Origin of the sequence: Bradyrhizobium sp. Ec3.3, from assembly GCF_000472925.1 — a bacterium.
GTDB lineage: Bacteria > Pseudomonadota > Alphaproteobacteria > Rhizobiales > Xanthobacteraceae > Bradyrhizobium.
This window is the reverse complement of record NZ_AXAS01000111.1, coordinates 1-12,957: the sequence shown is the minus strand read 5'-3', so window position 1 is coordinate 12,957 and position 12,957 is coordinate 1. Positions and strand designations below refer to the sequence as shown.

The following is a 12,957-nucleotide window of genomic DNA, read 5'->3' as shown; positions in this document are numbered from 1 at the left end:
CAACGTCGACACCGACGAAGCTATTGTCTGCAAAGTGTGAGGCTGTCATGCTGCTCCTGCCTTGTTCACGAGGCAGGGNCGGCGCCTGGATCGTCAAACGTGCGGCCAGCACTTGCTACCGTCCGGGTGTCCGGCCCTTCAATCAATCAAGGCGGGGTGCGAGATCCCGACGGTCGCTGAGACCTCCCATAAACCTCGCAACGCCCGCCTCGACCCCACCATACGTGAGGCACCCAGACTTACGACCCATAACCACAGGGAGTAGTTTGGCGAAGACGTCAGCATGTCCTCCGCGAGCGCAATCTGATATCTAGGCTCCGGATTCCACCGGGAGAAGTTTCATGCGCAAGATCCTGACCGTGCTGGCGGCGCTCGCCTGCCTCAGCCTGACCAATTGCGGCTACAACGCGATCCAGAGCCAGGATGAGCAGATCAAGGCCAACTGGTCGGAGGTGGTGAACCAGTATCAGCGCCGCTCCGATCTCGTGCCCAATCTCGTCAACTCGGTGAAGGGCTTTGCGCAGCAGGAGAAGGACGTGCTGCTCGGGGTCACCAATGCGCGCGCCAAGGTTGGCAGCATCCAGGCAACGCCCGAGGTGCTCAACGATCCCGCCGCGTTCCAGAAATTCCAGGCCGCGCAAGGCGAGCTCTCCAGCGCGCTGTCACGCCTTCTCGTCGTCACCGAAAACTACCCTCAGCTCAAATCGGATGCGTTGTTCAAGGATCTGATGTCGCAGCTCGAGGGCACCGAGAACCGCATCACGGTGGCCCGCAACCGCTACATCAAGGCGGTGCAGGATTATAACGTCACCATCCGCTCTTTCCCCACCAACCTCACTGCGATGATGTTCAGCTACAAGGAGAAGCCGAATTTCAGCGTGGAGAACGAGAAGGAAATCTCGACCGCGCCGAAGGTCGATTTCAACCCGGCGCCTGCGCCGTCGAAATAAGCGCGTTCGACCCCGATGCGCACCACGTCCTTCGCTGTCATTCCCCGCGAAAGCGGGGAATCCAGTACGCCGCAGCTTCTCCGTATCCCTCCGGCGTCTCTGGAATACTGGATCGCCCGGTCAAGCCGGGCGATGACAGTGAGGATGTTGCGCGCCTGTTCCGCCTTCGCACAGCGTGGCTTCCTCCTGCTTGCACTTCTCCTCGCCTTTGCCTTCACGGCCGCGGCCGACGTCGCCGTGCCGCAGCTCACCGGGCGCGTCGTCGACCTGACCGGGACGCTCTCGAGCGGCGACGTCGCGTCGCTGACCTCGCGGCTGCGGGACTACGAGAACCGCAAGGGCAGTCAGATCGCCGTCCTGATCGTGCCGTCGACACAGCCGGAGACGATCGAGCAGTATTCGATCCGCGTCGCGGATGCCTGGAAGGTCGGCCGCAAGAAGATCGATGACGGCGCGATCCTGCTCGTCGCCAAGAACGACCGGCACCTGCGCATCGAGGTCGGCTATGGCCTCGAAGGCGCGCTCACCGACGTGACCTCGCGGCGGATCATCGACGAGGTCATCACGCCAAAATTCCGGACCGGCGACTTTGCCGGTGGCATCTCCGATGGCGTTGATCGCATAATGCGTGTGATCGACGGCGAGCCGCTGCCGACGCCTCAGCGCAGCACGAGCTTTGCCCGCGACCTGAACGATCTCGGGTCCGTCGCTCCCTTCGCTTTGTTTGCCTCGCTGTTCGTCGGCGGCATCCTGCGCACGATGTTCGGCCGATTGCTTGGCTCGGTTGCGACCGGCGGGGTGCTTGCGGCAGTGGCCTGGTTCATGATCGGCTCACTGGCCCTCGCGATCGGCGTCGGTGCCATCGCCTTTATCCTGGCGTTCATCGCTGATCTTGCTCCGACATCAGGTTCGGGGAGGCGCTACTCGCGCGGCGGCTCCTGGTCGAGCGGTTCCTCGGGAGGCGGCTGGAGCAGCGGCTCGTCGTCCAGCGATAGCGGCAGTTTCAGCGGCGGCGGTGGTAGCTTTGGTGGCGGCGGAGCCTCGGGGAGCTGGTAGGTCATGAGCATCAAGCGCATTACCAGGCATCTCCTGCAGCACCAGTGGCGTGCCAAGCAGGTCTTCACCCCACGAGTGCTCGACCGGATCGAGCAGGCGATCAAGCAGAGCGAGACTACGCATTCCGGTCAGGTCCGCTTCGTCGTCGAAGGCGCTCTTGATGGCAGGCCGCTGTTCCGCAACCAGCCGGCGCGCGAGCGCGCGCTCGACGTCTTCTCGCATTTGCGCATCTGGGACACCTCCAACAACAACGGCGTGCTGATCTATCTCCTGCTCGCCGACCGCGACGTCGAGATCGTCGCCGACCGCGGCATCGACGCCAAGGTCGGCGCTGCGGGCTGGGAAAAGATCTGCCGCGAGATGGAGACCGAGTTCCGCGCCGGCCGGTTCGAGCACGGCGTGATCAAGGGTATCGAAGCCGTCTCTCGCGAGCTCGCGCGCCACTTTCCGCCGCGCGGCCCGCATCCGAACGAGCTGCCGGACAAGCCGGTGGTGATGTGAATTACCAGTCGTCCTGGCCTTCGCCAGGACGACTATTGGGGAAGCGTCGCGCTTCGCCTCGCAAACGGCGTCCTTGGCGCTGACGGGACGGTTAAGGCCATGTTAACCGGCCAATTCTGTCAGGCAAACAACGCCTTCGTCCGGCATCGAGGCCTGGTCCGTCAGTCCCGAACGCAATTTTGCGCTCGGGCCGCCACGCCGGTTCCATGATCCCGGCCCAATTCGGCCCCGGATGAGTTCCTAAAATTTCGGTAAGCGGGTCCAAGGGTAAGGATTTCGCAAGCAATGAAAGTTACCAAAAGGTCAACCTTGACTGGAGTATTTGAGCCGTGAGCGAAGCAATGCCTGAACAGGCCGCGGAATCGCAGCCCGCCGAGGTTTCGTCGGAGGCTGGCCTGGAGACGCGCGCCGACGCCCCGTCGATCGCGCCGGACCATGAGGCGCCCAAGCCGGATGGGCTGATGCCTGATGCCTCCGAGGTCGAAGCGCCGAAGGTCGAGCCGCCAAGGCTGGTGGTGCCCAAGCTCGACGTGCCCAAGCCGGAAGAGCCCAAGCCCGAAGAGTCCAAGGCTGACGCAGAGCCCAAGCTGCACGAACCCAAGCCCGAGTTGAAGCCCGGCAAGCTGGTCGTCATGGCACCCTCAGAGCGCAACTGGGATCGCGAGGAGCCGGAGGTCAAGCCGGAAGCGAGGGACACGGGCGGCAAGCGCCGGCTCTCGGCGATGGCTGCCGTCGTCGCGCTTGCAGCCGTTGTCGGGGCGATCAGCGGCGCGCTCGCGACCGCTGGCGTCATGCACTTTGCGGCGAACCAGGCTGCTGCGCCGGCACCGGTTGCCGACACCAGCGCGCTGGAAGCCTCCGTCGCGCGGATCGATGCCGATGTCGTTGCGCTGAAGGCCGGCCTTGATCACACCTCGAAGTCCGCGACCGGCCAGTTCAACAAGACCAGCGACCGCCTCGATAAGCTCGAGAAGGCGCAGGCCGAGCCTGCCGCCAAGCTCGCAAAGCTGTCCGAGGCCGTCGACAAGCTGCGCTCGGCGCAGGCCCCCGCGCCCGCGCAGACAGCTGCCGCGAAGGAGACCACTGGCTCGATCGCCCCTGCCCAGGTCGCCGCCGCGACGCCACAAACCCTTTCAGCACAGGCGGCCGCGCTGGCCGCAGCGCCGGCTACGGCTCCTGCACAGGCCGCGGTACCGCTCCCGGCGCCGAAGCCGGAAATCGGCCGGCTGCCGACGATCGAAGGCTGGCGCCTGCGCGACGTTGCCAATGGCGGCGCGCTGATCGAGGGACGCGACGGACTGTATGAGGTCTATGCCGGCGATCCCGTGCCGGGTCTCGGCCGGGTCGATGCGATCCGCCGCCAAGATGGCCGCTGGGTCGTCGTCACCAGCAAGGGTCTGATCGTCGCGCGCTAAGCCGTGCGGCTCCGAGCTTGAGGAAAGGCGCTTCACTGCGATGTGAAGCGCCTTTTTGCTTGAATAGGCCGATAGCGGCGGTGTTAGTGGAGGCATGAGCCATCGCCGTCTGCGAATTCTCGCCGCCCTCGTCGCGCTATGCAGCGGCGCGCTGTCGCTGTCGGCCGCCGAGAATGCAGGCCTGGATCGCGGCACGGCGATCACCGATCCGGAGCAACTGCGCAAGCTCGATCAGCACGATGTGCTGACGATCTCGCGCCTCTTGTGGCCGGAACGGAACGCCAATTTCCCGCTCACATCAGACATGCTGTTCGCATGGTTGCCGCAGCTTGCTCAGATCCGCCCCGCGATCGACGCCGAGTTCGAGCGCTACGTCGCGCGGCGCAAGGCGGAGGCGCCGAACGAAACCATCGGCGTCGGTGAAGGTTTTGATGTTCAACTGTTCGATCGCGCCAATCTCGATTCCCGTGATGCGCGCTTCGTGCTGGCGGGCATCGTCAACCGCATGGATCGCGCCTACGTGTCGGAGGCCTCCTGCGGCGAGGTCCGCCTGATCTACCGTCTTGTCCGTTTCGAGACGAACCCGGATGGCGGCAAGACCGCCTCGCGCCTGCCGATGACGTTCAACCTGGTGCTGAAGGCGCGTGACGAGCGGCAGACCGTGCCGAGCGGAAAGCCGGCGACCTGTGCGGAGATCGCGCGCCGCTGGCTCGCCAACGACGATCCGCTCGATCTCGTCAAGCAACTTCCGTTTCCCTACGATGCGATGCTCGACCGCATCGAGACCAACATCCAGATCGCGGTCATGCCGAAATCGGCGAGCCACGATTTCCGCACCGACTATCTTCTGAAGGTGTTCAAATACAATCCCGACACCAAGCTGTTCGAGGAGTCGACGCTGGAGAACCAGATCGATCGCGATCGCATCCTCAGCGACGATACGCTCAAGCGCGACTTCAGGGACTGGCTGCTCGCGCCCGAGCATTTTGGCGAGTTCGATCGCGGTACGGTGCTGATCCCGGAAAAATTCCTCGCGAAAGCTGCGATCGCGCCGACGCCGGCGGGGCTCGATGCATCACAGCTCCAGCCTGAATTCGGCCTGATGCAAGGCGAGGGCAAAGGCGATGGCGTTTTCACCGACGGCGATGTGGTCGGCGCGCTGAAGGCTGTCGCCGAGCGCGGCATCAGCTTGCAGAACATCCGTTCGGTGGCGGGCTTCCAGCGCCGGCTGAACGACATCACCTGCGCCGGCTGCCACCAGACCCGCGGCATCGGCGGCTTCCATTTCCCGGGCGTCGACTGGCTCGCTGACAAGCCCTCCACCATCGTGCCGGCCTCGCCGCATTTCTTCGGCGACCAGGTCCGCCGCCGCGACATCCTGACCGCATTTGCGGAAGGCAGGCGTCCCGACTTCTCGCGCGGCTTCGCCAGCCGGCCGCAGCTTCGCGGCAGCACCGAGCTTGCGGGAACCGAGTATCAGGACGGCTGGGGCGCCCATTGTTATTTGCAACCGTCGGGATCGGCCGGCACCGACAAGAGTTTTACGTCATGGACCTGCGCCAAGGGTCTCGCATGCCAGGCGGCAGGCGCCTCACGTCACATAGGCATGTGCTTTGTGAAGACGCGTTAGCCAAAGCGACATTTGGATGACCGATGACGGACAGCAGCGAAGCCAACAAGGAGCGCAATCGCCAGATTGCGCGTAACGAGGAAGCCAAGCAGATCATGGGCAGCATCCGGGTCAGCACCTGGGCTGTTGCGGTGGCGGTCGTCGTCGGTGCCATCGTGTTCGCGCTGATCTGGATCGCGGCACGGTCATAGTTTCTCCCAGTTAGGACGCGTAATGCGCCAGCCGTTTACCCGGCAGCAGATCATACGCCGACCGCCAGCCGGGCAGTGCCGCCATGCGGCCGAGCCAGGCGTGGATGGCGGGATGGCTCTCTCCGAAATCGTAGCCGTGCTCGTCGCTCGGATAATGCAGATAGGCCATCATTGAAATATCGGCGACCGTCGGCTCCTCGCCAATCGCAAATACGTTCCGCGCGAGATGCTGATCGAGAATGCCGAGGAAGTCGTCGAGCCGCCTGCGGAAATGCTTTAGCACCTGCGGGTCGCCATTCGGCGTGAACGTCCGCATGAAGCGATAGGTCGCCATGTAGCCGGTGAGCTTGTGGTTGTCCCAGAACAGCCAGCGCAGCAACTCGAACTTCTCCTCTGCCGTCCCGCCGCCGAAGCGGCCATATTGCTCGGATAGTTTCAGCAGGATCGGTGCGGTCTGCGTCATCTTCACGCCGTCGATCTCGTGCACGGGGATCTCGCCCATTTCGTTGACCGTCTGCCGCCACTCCTGAGTGCGCGTGACGCCGCCGGCAAAGTCGGTCCACACCGGCTCGAAGGTCTCACCGCACAGCGTGAGCATCAGCGCCAGCTTGTAGCTGTTGCCGGATTCGGGGAAGTAGTGCAGGCGGTAGCTGGGCATGGGACCTCACAGACGACTCGCGGGCTCTGGCGATCGTTATATCGAGATCATCGCCTATCGTCATTGCGAGCGCAGCGAAGCAATCCAGACATGCATCCGCGGGGGATTCTGGATTGCTTCGTCGCTCCGCTCCTCGCAATGACGGTGTCTGTTGAGGCAAGCTACCTCCCCACCGTCGTCCCAGCGACGGCGGTGGATGGCGCGCGCGCCGCGCCCCTTACGCCACCGCCCCCGATGCGCGCAGCGTCTTGATCATGGCCTCGTCGTATCCCGCCTCGCGCAAGATATCGTCGCTGTGCTCGCCGACCGCCGGCGGCTTGCGCGGCTGGACCTTCCTCGTGCCGTCGATCCAGATCGGGCTGTTGATGGTCAGCATGGTGTCGTTCTCGAACGGCACCAGCACCTCGTTGTCGAGCATCTGCTGGTCGTTCGGGATGTCGTCGAGAATCCCGACCACGCCGAACACCAGCCCGTTGCCGTCGAGGATCTTGCGCCATTCGGCCAGGTCCTTGGTGGCGAACACCTCGTCGAAAATCCTGATCAGCTCGACCGAGCGCGCATGACGGTCCGGCTTGGTGGCAAAGCGCGGGTCGGTGATCAGATCCTCCCGCTCCATGCATCGCGCGAGCGTCGGCCACTGCCGGTCTTCGTTCAGCAGCGACAGGATGATCCAGCGGCCGTCCTTGCACTGGTAGTGGTTGGTCACCGCGTTCAGCGCGCGCTCGCGCGGGCGCCGCTCGCCGAACTTGGCGCCGCAGAGTTTTGCCTGAGCCAGCACGCTGGCGGCCCACACGCCGTTCGCCATCAAGTTGGAGGCGACATGCGCGCCCTTGCCGGTCTTCTCGCGCTGATAGAGCGCGGTGACGATCGCGCTGTAGAGCGCCATGGCGCAGGGATGATCGCCCATGCCGGCGACCGAGCGAGCCGGCGTCGTGTTGGTGTCGGCGCGCACGAGGTCCATCAGGCCGGAGCGCGCCCAGTAGGCGTTGCTGTCGAAGCCGGGCTTGTTGGCCTCCTCGCCCTTTTCGCCGTAACCGGTGAAGGAGGCGTAGATCAGCCGCTCGTTCAGGTGCGCGAGATGGTCATAGGTGATGCCGAGCTTCAAGCGCACCTGCGGTGGCATGTTGGTGATGAAGACGTCACTCTCGGCGACCAGCCTGTAGAGCACGGCCTGCGCGTCCGGCTTGGTGAGGTCGAGCGCGAGGCTCTTCTTGTTGCGCGCTTCCAAGAGCCAGGCGAAATTGTGCTCGCTCGCGGGATAGCCCGGTAGGTTCGGCAGATTACGGTAAGGATCGCCCATGCCGGGCGGCTCGATCTTGACGACATCGGCGCCGAAATCCGACAGCACGGTCGCGGCAGCGGGCGCCGCGATGAAGCTTGCGCAATCCAAAACCTTCAGGCCGTCGAAAATGCCCTTCTGCATCGTGCCGCCGCTCCCGCTCTTGTTGTTTCCCGCACGCTGGAATTAGCGCGTGCTGATCTGTCGATCATTTGACTGATGTTTTGGCGGGATGCAACGGCGCAGGCAGTGGCTACTCCTCCCCCGCGAGCAGGGCAGCGTTGCCGCCGGCTGCGGCGGTGTTGATGGTGACAGTCTGCTCGGTGGTGAAGCGCGTGAGATAATGCGGGCCGCCGGCCTTGGGGCCGGCTCCGGACAGACCGTTGCCGCCGAACGGCTGCACGCCGACCACGGCGCCGATCATGTTGCGGTTGACGTAGACATTGCCGACCGACAGCCGTTCGACGATGGCATCGACCGTGTCGTCGATGCGCGAGTGGACGCCGAGCGTGAGCCCATAGCCGGTACGATCGATTGCACCCAGCACTCGCTCGAGATTTTCGGCGCGGTAGCGTACGACATGCAGGACGGGACCGAACACCTCCTCGGTGAGCTGCCCGCTATCGGCGAGCTCGAAGATGTGCGGCGCCACGAAGCAGCCCTCGGGCGCACTGCCAGCAAAATGCAGTCGCGCCTCCGTCTTCATTCGGGCAATGTGCGCGTCGAGCCGCTGCTTGGCTTCGCGGTCGATCACCGGTCCGATATGGGTCGCAACGTCGCTGGGGTTACCGATCTTCAACTCGCGTGCGGCGCCAGCGATCATCTCGATCATGCGGTCGGCGACGTCCTCCTGCACGAACAGAAGCCGCAGTGCCGAGCAGCGCTGGCCGGCGGAGCGGAAGGCGGAGGTGACGACGTCGTCGGCGACCTGTTCGGGCAGCGCGGTGGCGTCGGCGATCATGGCATTGATGCCGCCGGTCTCCGCGATCAGCGGCACGATGGGGCCGTCCTTGGCGGCGAGCGTGCGATTGATCGATCGGGCGACCTCGGTCGAACCGGTGAACACGACGCCAGCGATATCGGGATGCGCGGTCAGCGCGGCACCGATCCGGCCGTCGCCGGTGACAAGCTGCAGCGCGTTTGCGGGAACGCCGGCCTCGTGCAGCAGGGCTACGGCCTCGCGCGCGATCCGTGGGGTCTGCTCGGCGGGTTTTGCCACCACGCCGTTGCCGGCCATCAGCGCCGCCGTCACCTGTCCGAGAAAGATCGCGAGTGGAAAATTCCACGGCGAGATCGCGACAAACACTCCGCGACCGCGCAACGCCAGCACATTACTCTCGCCGGTCGGACCCGGCATCGCCTCGCCACTGCCGAACAGCTTTCGGCCCTGCGCGGCGTAGTAGCGGCAGAAATCGGCGGCTTCGCGCAGCTCGGAGAGTGCGTCGTCGAGCGTCTTGCCGCCCTCGCGCTGGAGCAGGGCGATGAAGTAGGGAGCCCGCTGCTCCAGGAGGTGCGCGGCCTGCTCCAGCGCCGCCGCGCGGGTGCCCGCAGACGTCCGGCTCCAGGCCGCAAAGCCCGCGCGCACCCCTGAGACCGCCGCGTTCGCCTGCTCGGGCGTGGCGTCGGCAACGGGCTTGAGATCGGTTGGCTCGGCCCCGGTGTCGGCCAGCAGGCGATCAAGCGCCGCCCGCTCGCCGAACTCGACGCCGCGTGAATTGCGCCGCTCCGGCGCGAACAGCTCGCGCGGCAGCGGGATCTTCGGGTGATGCGCAGCTTGCGGCTTGCCAATGATGTCAGCGGGGCGTTGCAGCAGGGCGGTCATCGCCACGCGATAGTCGGCGGCCAGCGCCACGAAGGACGAGTTGGCGCCGTTCTCCAGCAACCGGCGCACGAGATAAGCGAGCAGGTCGCGATGGCTGCCGACCGGCGCATAGGTGCGGCAGGCGAGCTTTGGCTGATCCTGCGTGAGCTGCTCGTAGAGCGCCTCGCCCATGCCGTGCAGGCGCTGGAACTCGAAGCTGCCGCTATCGCCGGCAAGCTCCAGCACGGTCGCAACGGTCAGCGCGTTGTGGGTCGCAAATTGCGGGAAGATACGCGGCCGCAACGCCAGCAGCCTCGAGGCGCAGGCGACGTAGTTGAGGTCCGTCATCGCCTTGCGGGTGAAGACCGGATAGCCGTCGAGCCCGCGCTCCTGCGCGCGCTTGATCTCGGTGTCCCAATACGCGCCCTTGACCAGCCGCACCATCAGTTTGCGGTCGTGCGCGCGGGCAAGGTCGTCGACATAGTCGATCACGGCGACCGCGCGCTTCTGATAGGCCTGGATGGCGAGGCCAAAGCCGTCCCAGCCGGCGAGCGACGGATCGGCGAGCGTCGCGGCGATCACGTCGAGCGACAGCTCCAGCCGGTCGGCTTCCTCGGCGTCGACGGTGAAGTTGAGGTCATAGGCCTTGGCGCGCCGGGCGAGTTCCAGAAGCTGCGGCACCAGCTCCTTCATCACGCGACCGCGGCTGATCGCCTCGAAGCGCGGATGCAGGGCCGAGAGTTTGACGGAAATGCCGGGACGGTCGGGCAAGGGACGTTCGCCCGCCGTCTTGCCAATTGTTTGAATCGCACTGGCATAGGCATCGAAATAGCGCTTGGCGTCGGAGGCAGTGCGCGCGCCTTCGCCGAGCATGTCGAAGGAGTAGCGCGGCTGCTCGCCGGAGCGGGGCCGGGCACGCTCCAGCGCCTGCTCGATGGTCTCGCCGAGCACGAAGTGGTTGCCCATCAGCCGCATCGCCTGCCGCGTCGCGGCGCGCACCGCGGGCGCGCCCAGCCGCTTTACCAGCCGGCCGATGGTGCCGTCCGGCATCTCGCCGGGCTGGATCACCCGCGCCGAGAGGCCGAGCGCCCAGGCCGAGGCGTTGACCAGGAATGCGGTGGATTTGGTCTCGTGGTGGACGAAATCGCCCTCGCCGAGTTTGTCCTCGATGAACTGGTCGGCGGTGCGGGCGTCGGGCACGCGGAGCAAGGCTTCGGCCAGGACCATCAACGCGAGGCCCTCCTTGGTCGAGAGTGCGAACTCGCGCAGCATGTCCTCGACCCCGCCGAGCCGGTCATCACGCTTGCGGACCGCCTCGATCAGCCGCGTGGCGGTGCGGTCGATCCGCGCCTCCCGGGGCGGGGTGAGGTGCGCGGTCCGCAACAGCGGGGCGGCGATCTCGGCGTCATCGGGCGCGAAGGGCGCGCTGAAGGGAGAGGAAGTGTTCGGCATGGCGTGTCCTGTGTCGGCTCAAACCTAATCCGCACATCGCCGTAGTTCGATAGACAAGATAGCGATTTTGCCTTAGAAAATAAAGCAAGTAGGCCAATTTTTAGCGGATATTATGGATCTTGATAAAATCGACCGGAGAATCCTTGGGATCCTCCAGGAGGATGGGCGAATCGCCAATGTCGAGCTCGCCGAGCGCATCGGCCTGTCGCCGACCTCGATCGGCGAGCGGCTGAAGCGGCTCCAGCGCGAGGGTTTTGTCGAAGGCTATGGCGCGCGGCTCAATCCGCACCGCCTGGGGCTCGGCCTACTGGTGTTCGTCGAGGTGCTGCTCGACAAAACCACGCCGGACAATTTCGAGCGGTTCGCGCGCGCAGTGAAGCTCGCGCCCGAAGTGCTCGAGTGTCACATGGTTGCCGGCGGCTTCGACTATCTTGTGAAGGCGCGCCTTCCCGACATGGCCGCGTACCGGCGCTTCCTCGGCGAAACCTTGCTGTCGATGCCGGGCGTGCGCGAAACGCGCACCTATGCGGTGATGGAGGAGATCAAGCGCGACGCACCTTTGCCGGTCGGCTGAAACGTGCCGTCGCGATTGTCGGGGAGGTCGTGTCGATCAGGGGTCTTTACGCGCAAAAAAGCCCACCCCTCGCGCAATCGCAACGCTTGTCGTCGAATGCACTTGATCGTCTTCTAAATTTTTTTGGCCCGTGCTCCCGGATCCGATCCGGGAGGCGGCGAAATGCCGGAGGGCTTATACCTTGAGGTTTTCTGCGGACGTCTTGCCCCGGTTTGCGATCTCTTCATATTCCACCGTCTGACCTTCGTTCAGGGTGGACAGACCGGCTTTCTGGACTGCCGAGATATGCACGAACACATCCTTGCCTCCCGACGCAGGCTGGATGAACCCATAACCCTTCGTCGGGTTAAACCACTTGACCGTACCTTTGGGCATCACGTCTTCTCCGCGGGACTTTCCTCCACAAGCACGAGCCGCCAGTCCCCGCAAACCGGCCGGCTCGGTCGAAGCAGGATACACCGGAATGTTACGGGCTTGGTAGCTCAAACCATGCCGGTTTCTTGCGGAAATTCGCTCAACTTCGCGGCGGTTTTGCCGGTTTTGCCCGTTTCGCGGTCATTTGACCGGCCGGCGGCGGGCAGCCTGTCAATAGGTCGCGGCGAGATAGTCGACGATTTTGCCGACGTCGGCATCGTCGATCGGCGCGCCATAGACCTTGATCATCTTGGTCACCTCGGCCTGCCAGAAGGCTTTTCTATCCTTCATCGGTGGCTGGGTGCTGACGTAGTCGGCCGAGTGGCAGGCCGTGCAGTTGTTCTTGACCACGTCGAGATTGGGCCCGGGCTTGAAGGCGGCGACCTCGTCCGGATTCTGGTAGCCGATGGGGGCGGCGGTGGCGGAGCCGTGTAGGCCTGCCGCGAGAGCGAGCGTGAGGAGAGCGGTGCGCTTCATCGTCATTCTCCTTCAGGCGACCGTGACACGGACGGTTTCGACGACGTTGCGCAAATAGCCGGCCGGGTTCCAGCGCGGCGTGTCCGGCTGGGTTTCGCCGCCATTGCTGGTCGCACGCACCTTCAGCTCGACCGGGCCGGCCGCGAGCTTCACCGGCAGCTTCCATTCGCGGAAGGAGTATCTGCCGAGATCCTTGCCGAGCTTGGCCTGCGACCAGTTCTTCCCGCCGTCGGTCGAGACCGACACCTCCTTGATGCCCGTGCCGCCGTCGAAGGCGATGCCGCGCAGCGTCGTGCGGCCGGCCTTCAGCCTGGCGCCGTCGGCAACGCTGGTGATGAAGGAGCGGATGGTGAAGCGGTTGATCGGGATCGTCGCCTTCGGCGCAGTTCCCGGCTCGACGCAATTGCAGGGCGTGTCGGGGATGCGATAGGCCGACTTCATCCAGAAGCCGTCNTAGACNNTGTCGATGACGGTGATCTCGTTGAGGTGCTTGACCCAGTAGGTGCCGTAATAGCCGGGCACGATGAGGCGCAGCGGGAAGCCGTTGAGGAACGGCAGG

At 64.8% G+C, this 12,957-nt stretch carries 13 protein-coding genes; 7 read left to right on the top strand and 6 right to left on the bottom strand.

Annotated features, from left to right (window positions below; translation table 11 throughout):
• Positions 1-341 precede the first annotated feature (341 nt).
• From YUU_RS0144460 to YUU_RS60750, 6 genes are all read left to right on the top strand, one after another.
• The gene (locus tag YUU_RS0144460; RefSeq protein WP_027527941.1) at positions 342-950 is read left to right on the top strand and encodes a LemA family protein; all 609 of its coding nucleotides are present in this window, start codon (positions 342-344) and stop codon (positions 948-950) included.
• A 132-nt stretch (positions 951-1,082) separates the two neighbouring features.
• Positions 1,083-2,006 (top strand): YgcG family protein, encoded by a 924-nt coding sequence (locus YUU_RS0144455; RefSeq protein WP_035665082.1) that lies wholly within the window; start codon positions 1,083-1,085, stop codon positions 2,004-2,006.
• A gap of 3 nt (positions 2,007-2,009) precedes the next feature.
• Positions 2,010-2,507, top strand: a complete 498-nt coding sequence (locus YUU_RS0144450) for a TPM domain-containing protein (RefSeq protein ID WP_027527939.1) — start codon at positions 2,010-2,012, stop codon at positions 2,505-2,507.
• Between the two features lie 341 nt (positions 2,508-2,848).
• Positions 2,849-3,922 carry a hypothetical protein gene (locus YUU_RS0144445; RefSeq protein ID WP_027527938.1) on the top strand — a complete coding sequence of 358 codons (1,074 nt, stop codon included), beginning with the start codon at positions 2,849-2,851 and terminating at the stop codon, positions 3,920-3,922.
• Positions 3,923-4,016: 94 nt separating this feature from the next.
• The gene (locus YUU_RS0144440; RefSeq protein ID WP_027527937.1) at positions 4,017-5,552 is read left to right on the top strand and encodes a hypothetical protein; all 1,536 of its coding nucleotides are present in this window, start codon (positions 4,017-4,019) and stop codon (positions 5,550-5,552) included.
• A gap of 23 nt (positions 5,553-5,575) precedes the next feature.
• The gene (locus tag YUU_RS60750) at positions 5,576-5,743 is read left to right on the top strand and encodes a hypothetical protein (protein WP_198031965.1); all 168 of its coding nucleotides are present in this window, start codon (positions 5,576-5,578) and stop codon (positions 5,741-5,743) included.
• A gap of 10 nt (positions 5,744-5,753) precedes the next feature.
• Here the strand turns inward: YUU_RS60750 and YUU_RS0144430 are convergent, their stop codons facing one another.
• From YUU_RS0144430 to putA, 3 genes are all read right to left on the bottom strand, one after another.
• Complete coding sequence (locus tag YUU_RS0144430) at positions 5,754-6,401, bottom strand: glutathione S-transferase family protein (RefSeq protein ID WP_027527936.1); 648 nt, start codon at positions 6,399-6,401, stop codon at positions 5,754-5,756.
• Between the two features lie 217 nt (positions 6,402-6,618).
• The gene (locus YUU_RS0144425) at positions 6,619-7,824 is read right to left on the bottom strand and encodes a CaiB/BaiF CoA-transferase family protein (RefSeq protein ID WP_027527935.1); all 1,206 of its coding nucleotides are present in this window, start codon (positions 7,822-7,824) and stop codon (positions 6,619-6,621) included.
• Between the two features lie 109 nt (positions 7,825-7,933).
• Positions 7,934-10,933, bottom strand: a complete 3,000-nt coding sequence (gene putA / locus YUU_RS0144420; RefSeq protein WP_027527934.1) for a bifunctional proline dehydrogenase/L-glutamate gamma-semialdehyde dehydrogenase PutA — start codon at positions 10,931-10,933, stop codon at positions 7,934-7,936.
• 112 nt (positions 10,934-11,045) lie between these two features.
• Here putA and YUU_RS0144415 point away from each other — a divergent pair, with 112 nt between their 5' ends.
• The gene (locus YUU_RS0144415) at positions 11,046-11,507 is read left to right on the top strand and encodes an Lrp/AsnC ligand binding domain-containing protein (protein ID WP_027527933.1); all 462 of its coding nucleotides are present in this window, start codon (positions 11,046-11,048) and stop codon (positions 11,505-11,507) included.
• A 174-nt stretch (positions 11,508-11,681) separates the two neighbouring features.
• Here YUU_RS0144415 and YUU_RS0144410 read toward each other — a convergent pair whose 3' ends face one another.
• The 3 genes from YUU_RS0144410 to YUU_RS0144400 all read right to left on the bottom strand — a co-directional run.
• On the bottom strand, positions 11,682-11,882 hold the full coding sequence (locus tag YUU_RS0144410) for a cold-shock protein (RefSeq protein ID WP_027527932.1): 201 nt from the start codon (positions 11,880-11,882) through the stop codon (positions 11,682-11,684).
• A gap of 210 nt (positions 11,883-12,092) precedes the next feature.
• Complete coding sequence (locus YUU_RS0144405; RefSeq protein WP_027527931.1) at positions 12,093-12,398, bottom strand: sulfite:cytochrome C oxidoreductase subunit B; 306 nt, start codon at positions 12,396-12,398, stop codon at positions 12,093-12,095.
• A gap of 12 nt (positions 12,399-12,410) precedes the next feature.
• Positions 12,411-12,957, bottom strand: a 547-nt coding sequence (locus YUU_RS0144400) for a molybdopterin-dependent oxidoreductase (RefSeq protein WP_027527930.1), incomplete at its 5' end; no start/stop codon positions are given.

Excerpts from the sequence above, each read along its gene's own strand:
- YUU_RS0144460 (WP_027527941.1), top strand. The coding sequence starts at position 342 with ATGCGCAAGATCCTGACCGTGCTGGCGGCGCTCGCCTGCCTCAGCCTG.
- YUU_RS0144455 (WP_035665082.1), top strand. The coding sequence starts at position 1,083 with ATGACAGTGAGGATGTTGCGCGCCTGTTCCGCCTTCGCACAGCGTGGC.
- YUU_RS0144450 (WP_027527939.1), top strand. The coding sequence starts at position 2,010 with ATGAGCATCAAGCGCATTACCAGGCATCTCCTGCAGCACCAGTGGCGT.
- YUU_RS0144445 (WP_027527938.1), top strand. The coding sequence starts at position 2,849 with ATGCCTGAACAGGCCGCGGAATCGCAGCCCGCCGAGGTTTCGTCGGAG.
- YUU_RS0144440 (WP_027527937.1), top strand. The coding sequence starts at position 4,017 with ATGAGCCATCGCCGTCTGCGAATTCTCGCCGCCCTCGTCGCGCTATGC.
- YUU_RS60750 (WP_198031965.1), top strand. The coding sequence starts at position 5,576 with ATGACGGACAGCAGCGAAGCCAACAAGGAGCGCAATCGCCAGATTGCG.
- YUU_RS0144430 (WP_027527936.1), bottom strand. The coding sequence starts at position 6,401 with ATGCCCAGCTACCGCCTGCACTACTTCCCCGAATCCGGCAACAGCTAC.
- YUU_RS0144425 (WP_027527935.1), bottom strand. The coding sequence starts at position 7,824 with ATGCAGAAGGGCATTTTCGACGGCCTGAAGGTTTTGGATTGCGCAAGC.
- putA (WP_027527934.1), bottom strand. The coding sequence starts at position 10,933 with ATGCCGAACACTTCCTCTCCCTTCAGCGCGCCCTTCGCGCCCGATGAC.
- YUU_RS0144415 (WP_027527933.1), top strand. The coding sequence starts at position 11,046 with ATGGATCTTGATAAAATCGACCGGAGAATCCTTGGGATCCTCCAGGAG.
- YUU_RS0144410 (WP_027527932.1), bottom strand. The coding sequence starts at position 11,882 with ATGCCCAAAGGTACGGTCAAGTGGTTTAACCCGACGAAGGGTTATGGG.
- YUU_RS0144405 (WP_027527931.1), bottom strand. The coding sequence starts at position 12,398 with ATGAAGCGCACCGCTCTCCTCACGCTCGCTCTCGCGGCAGGCCTACAC.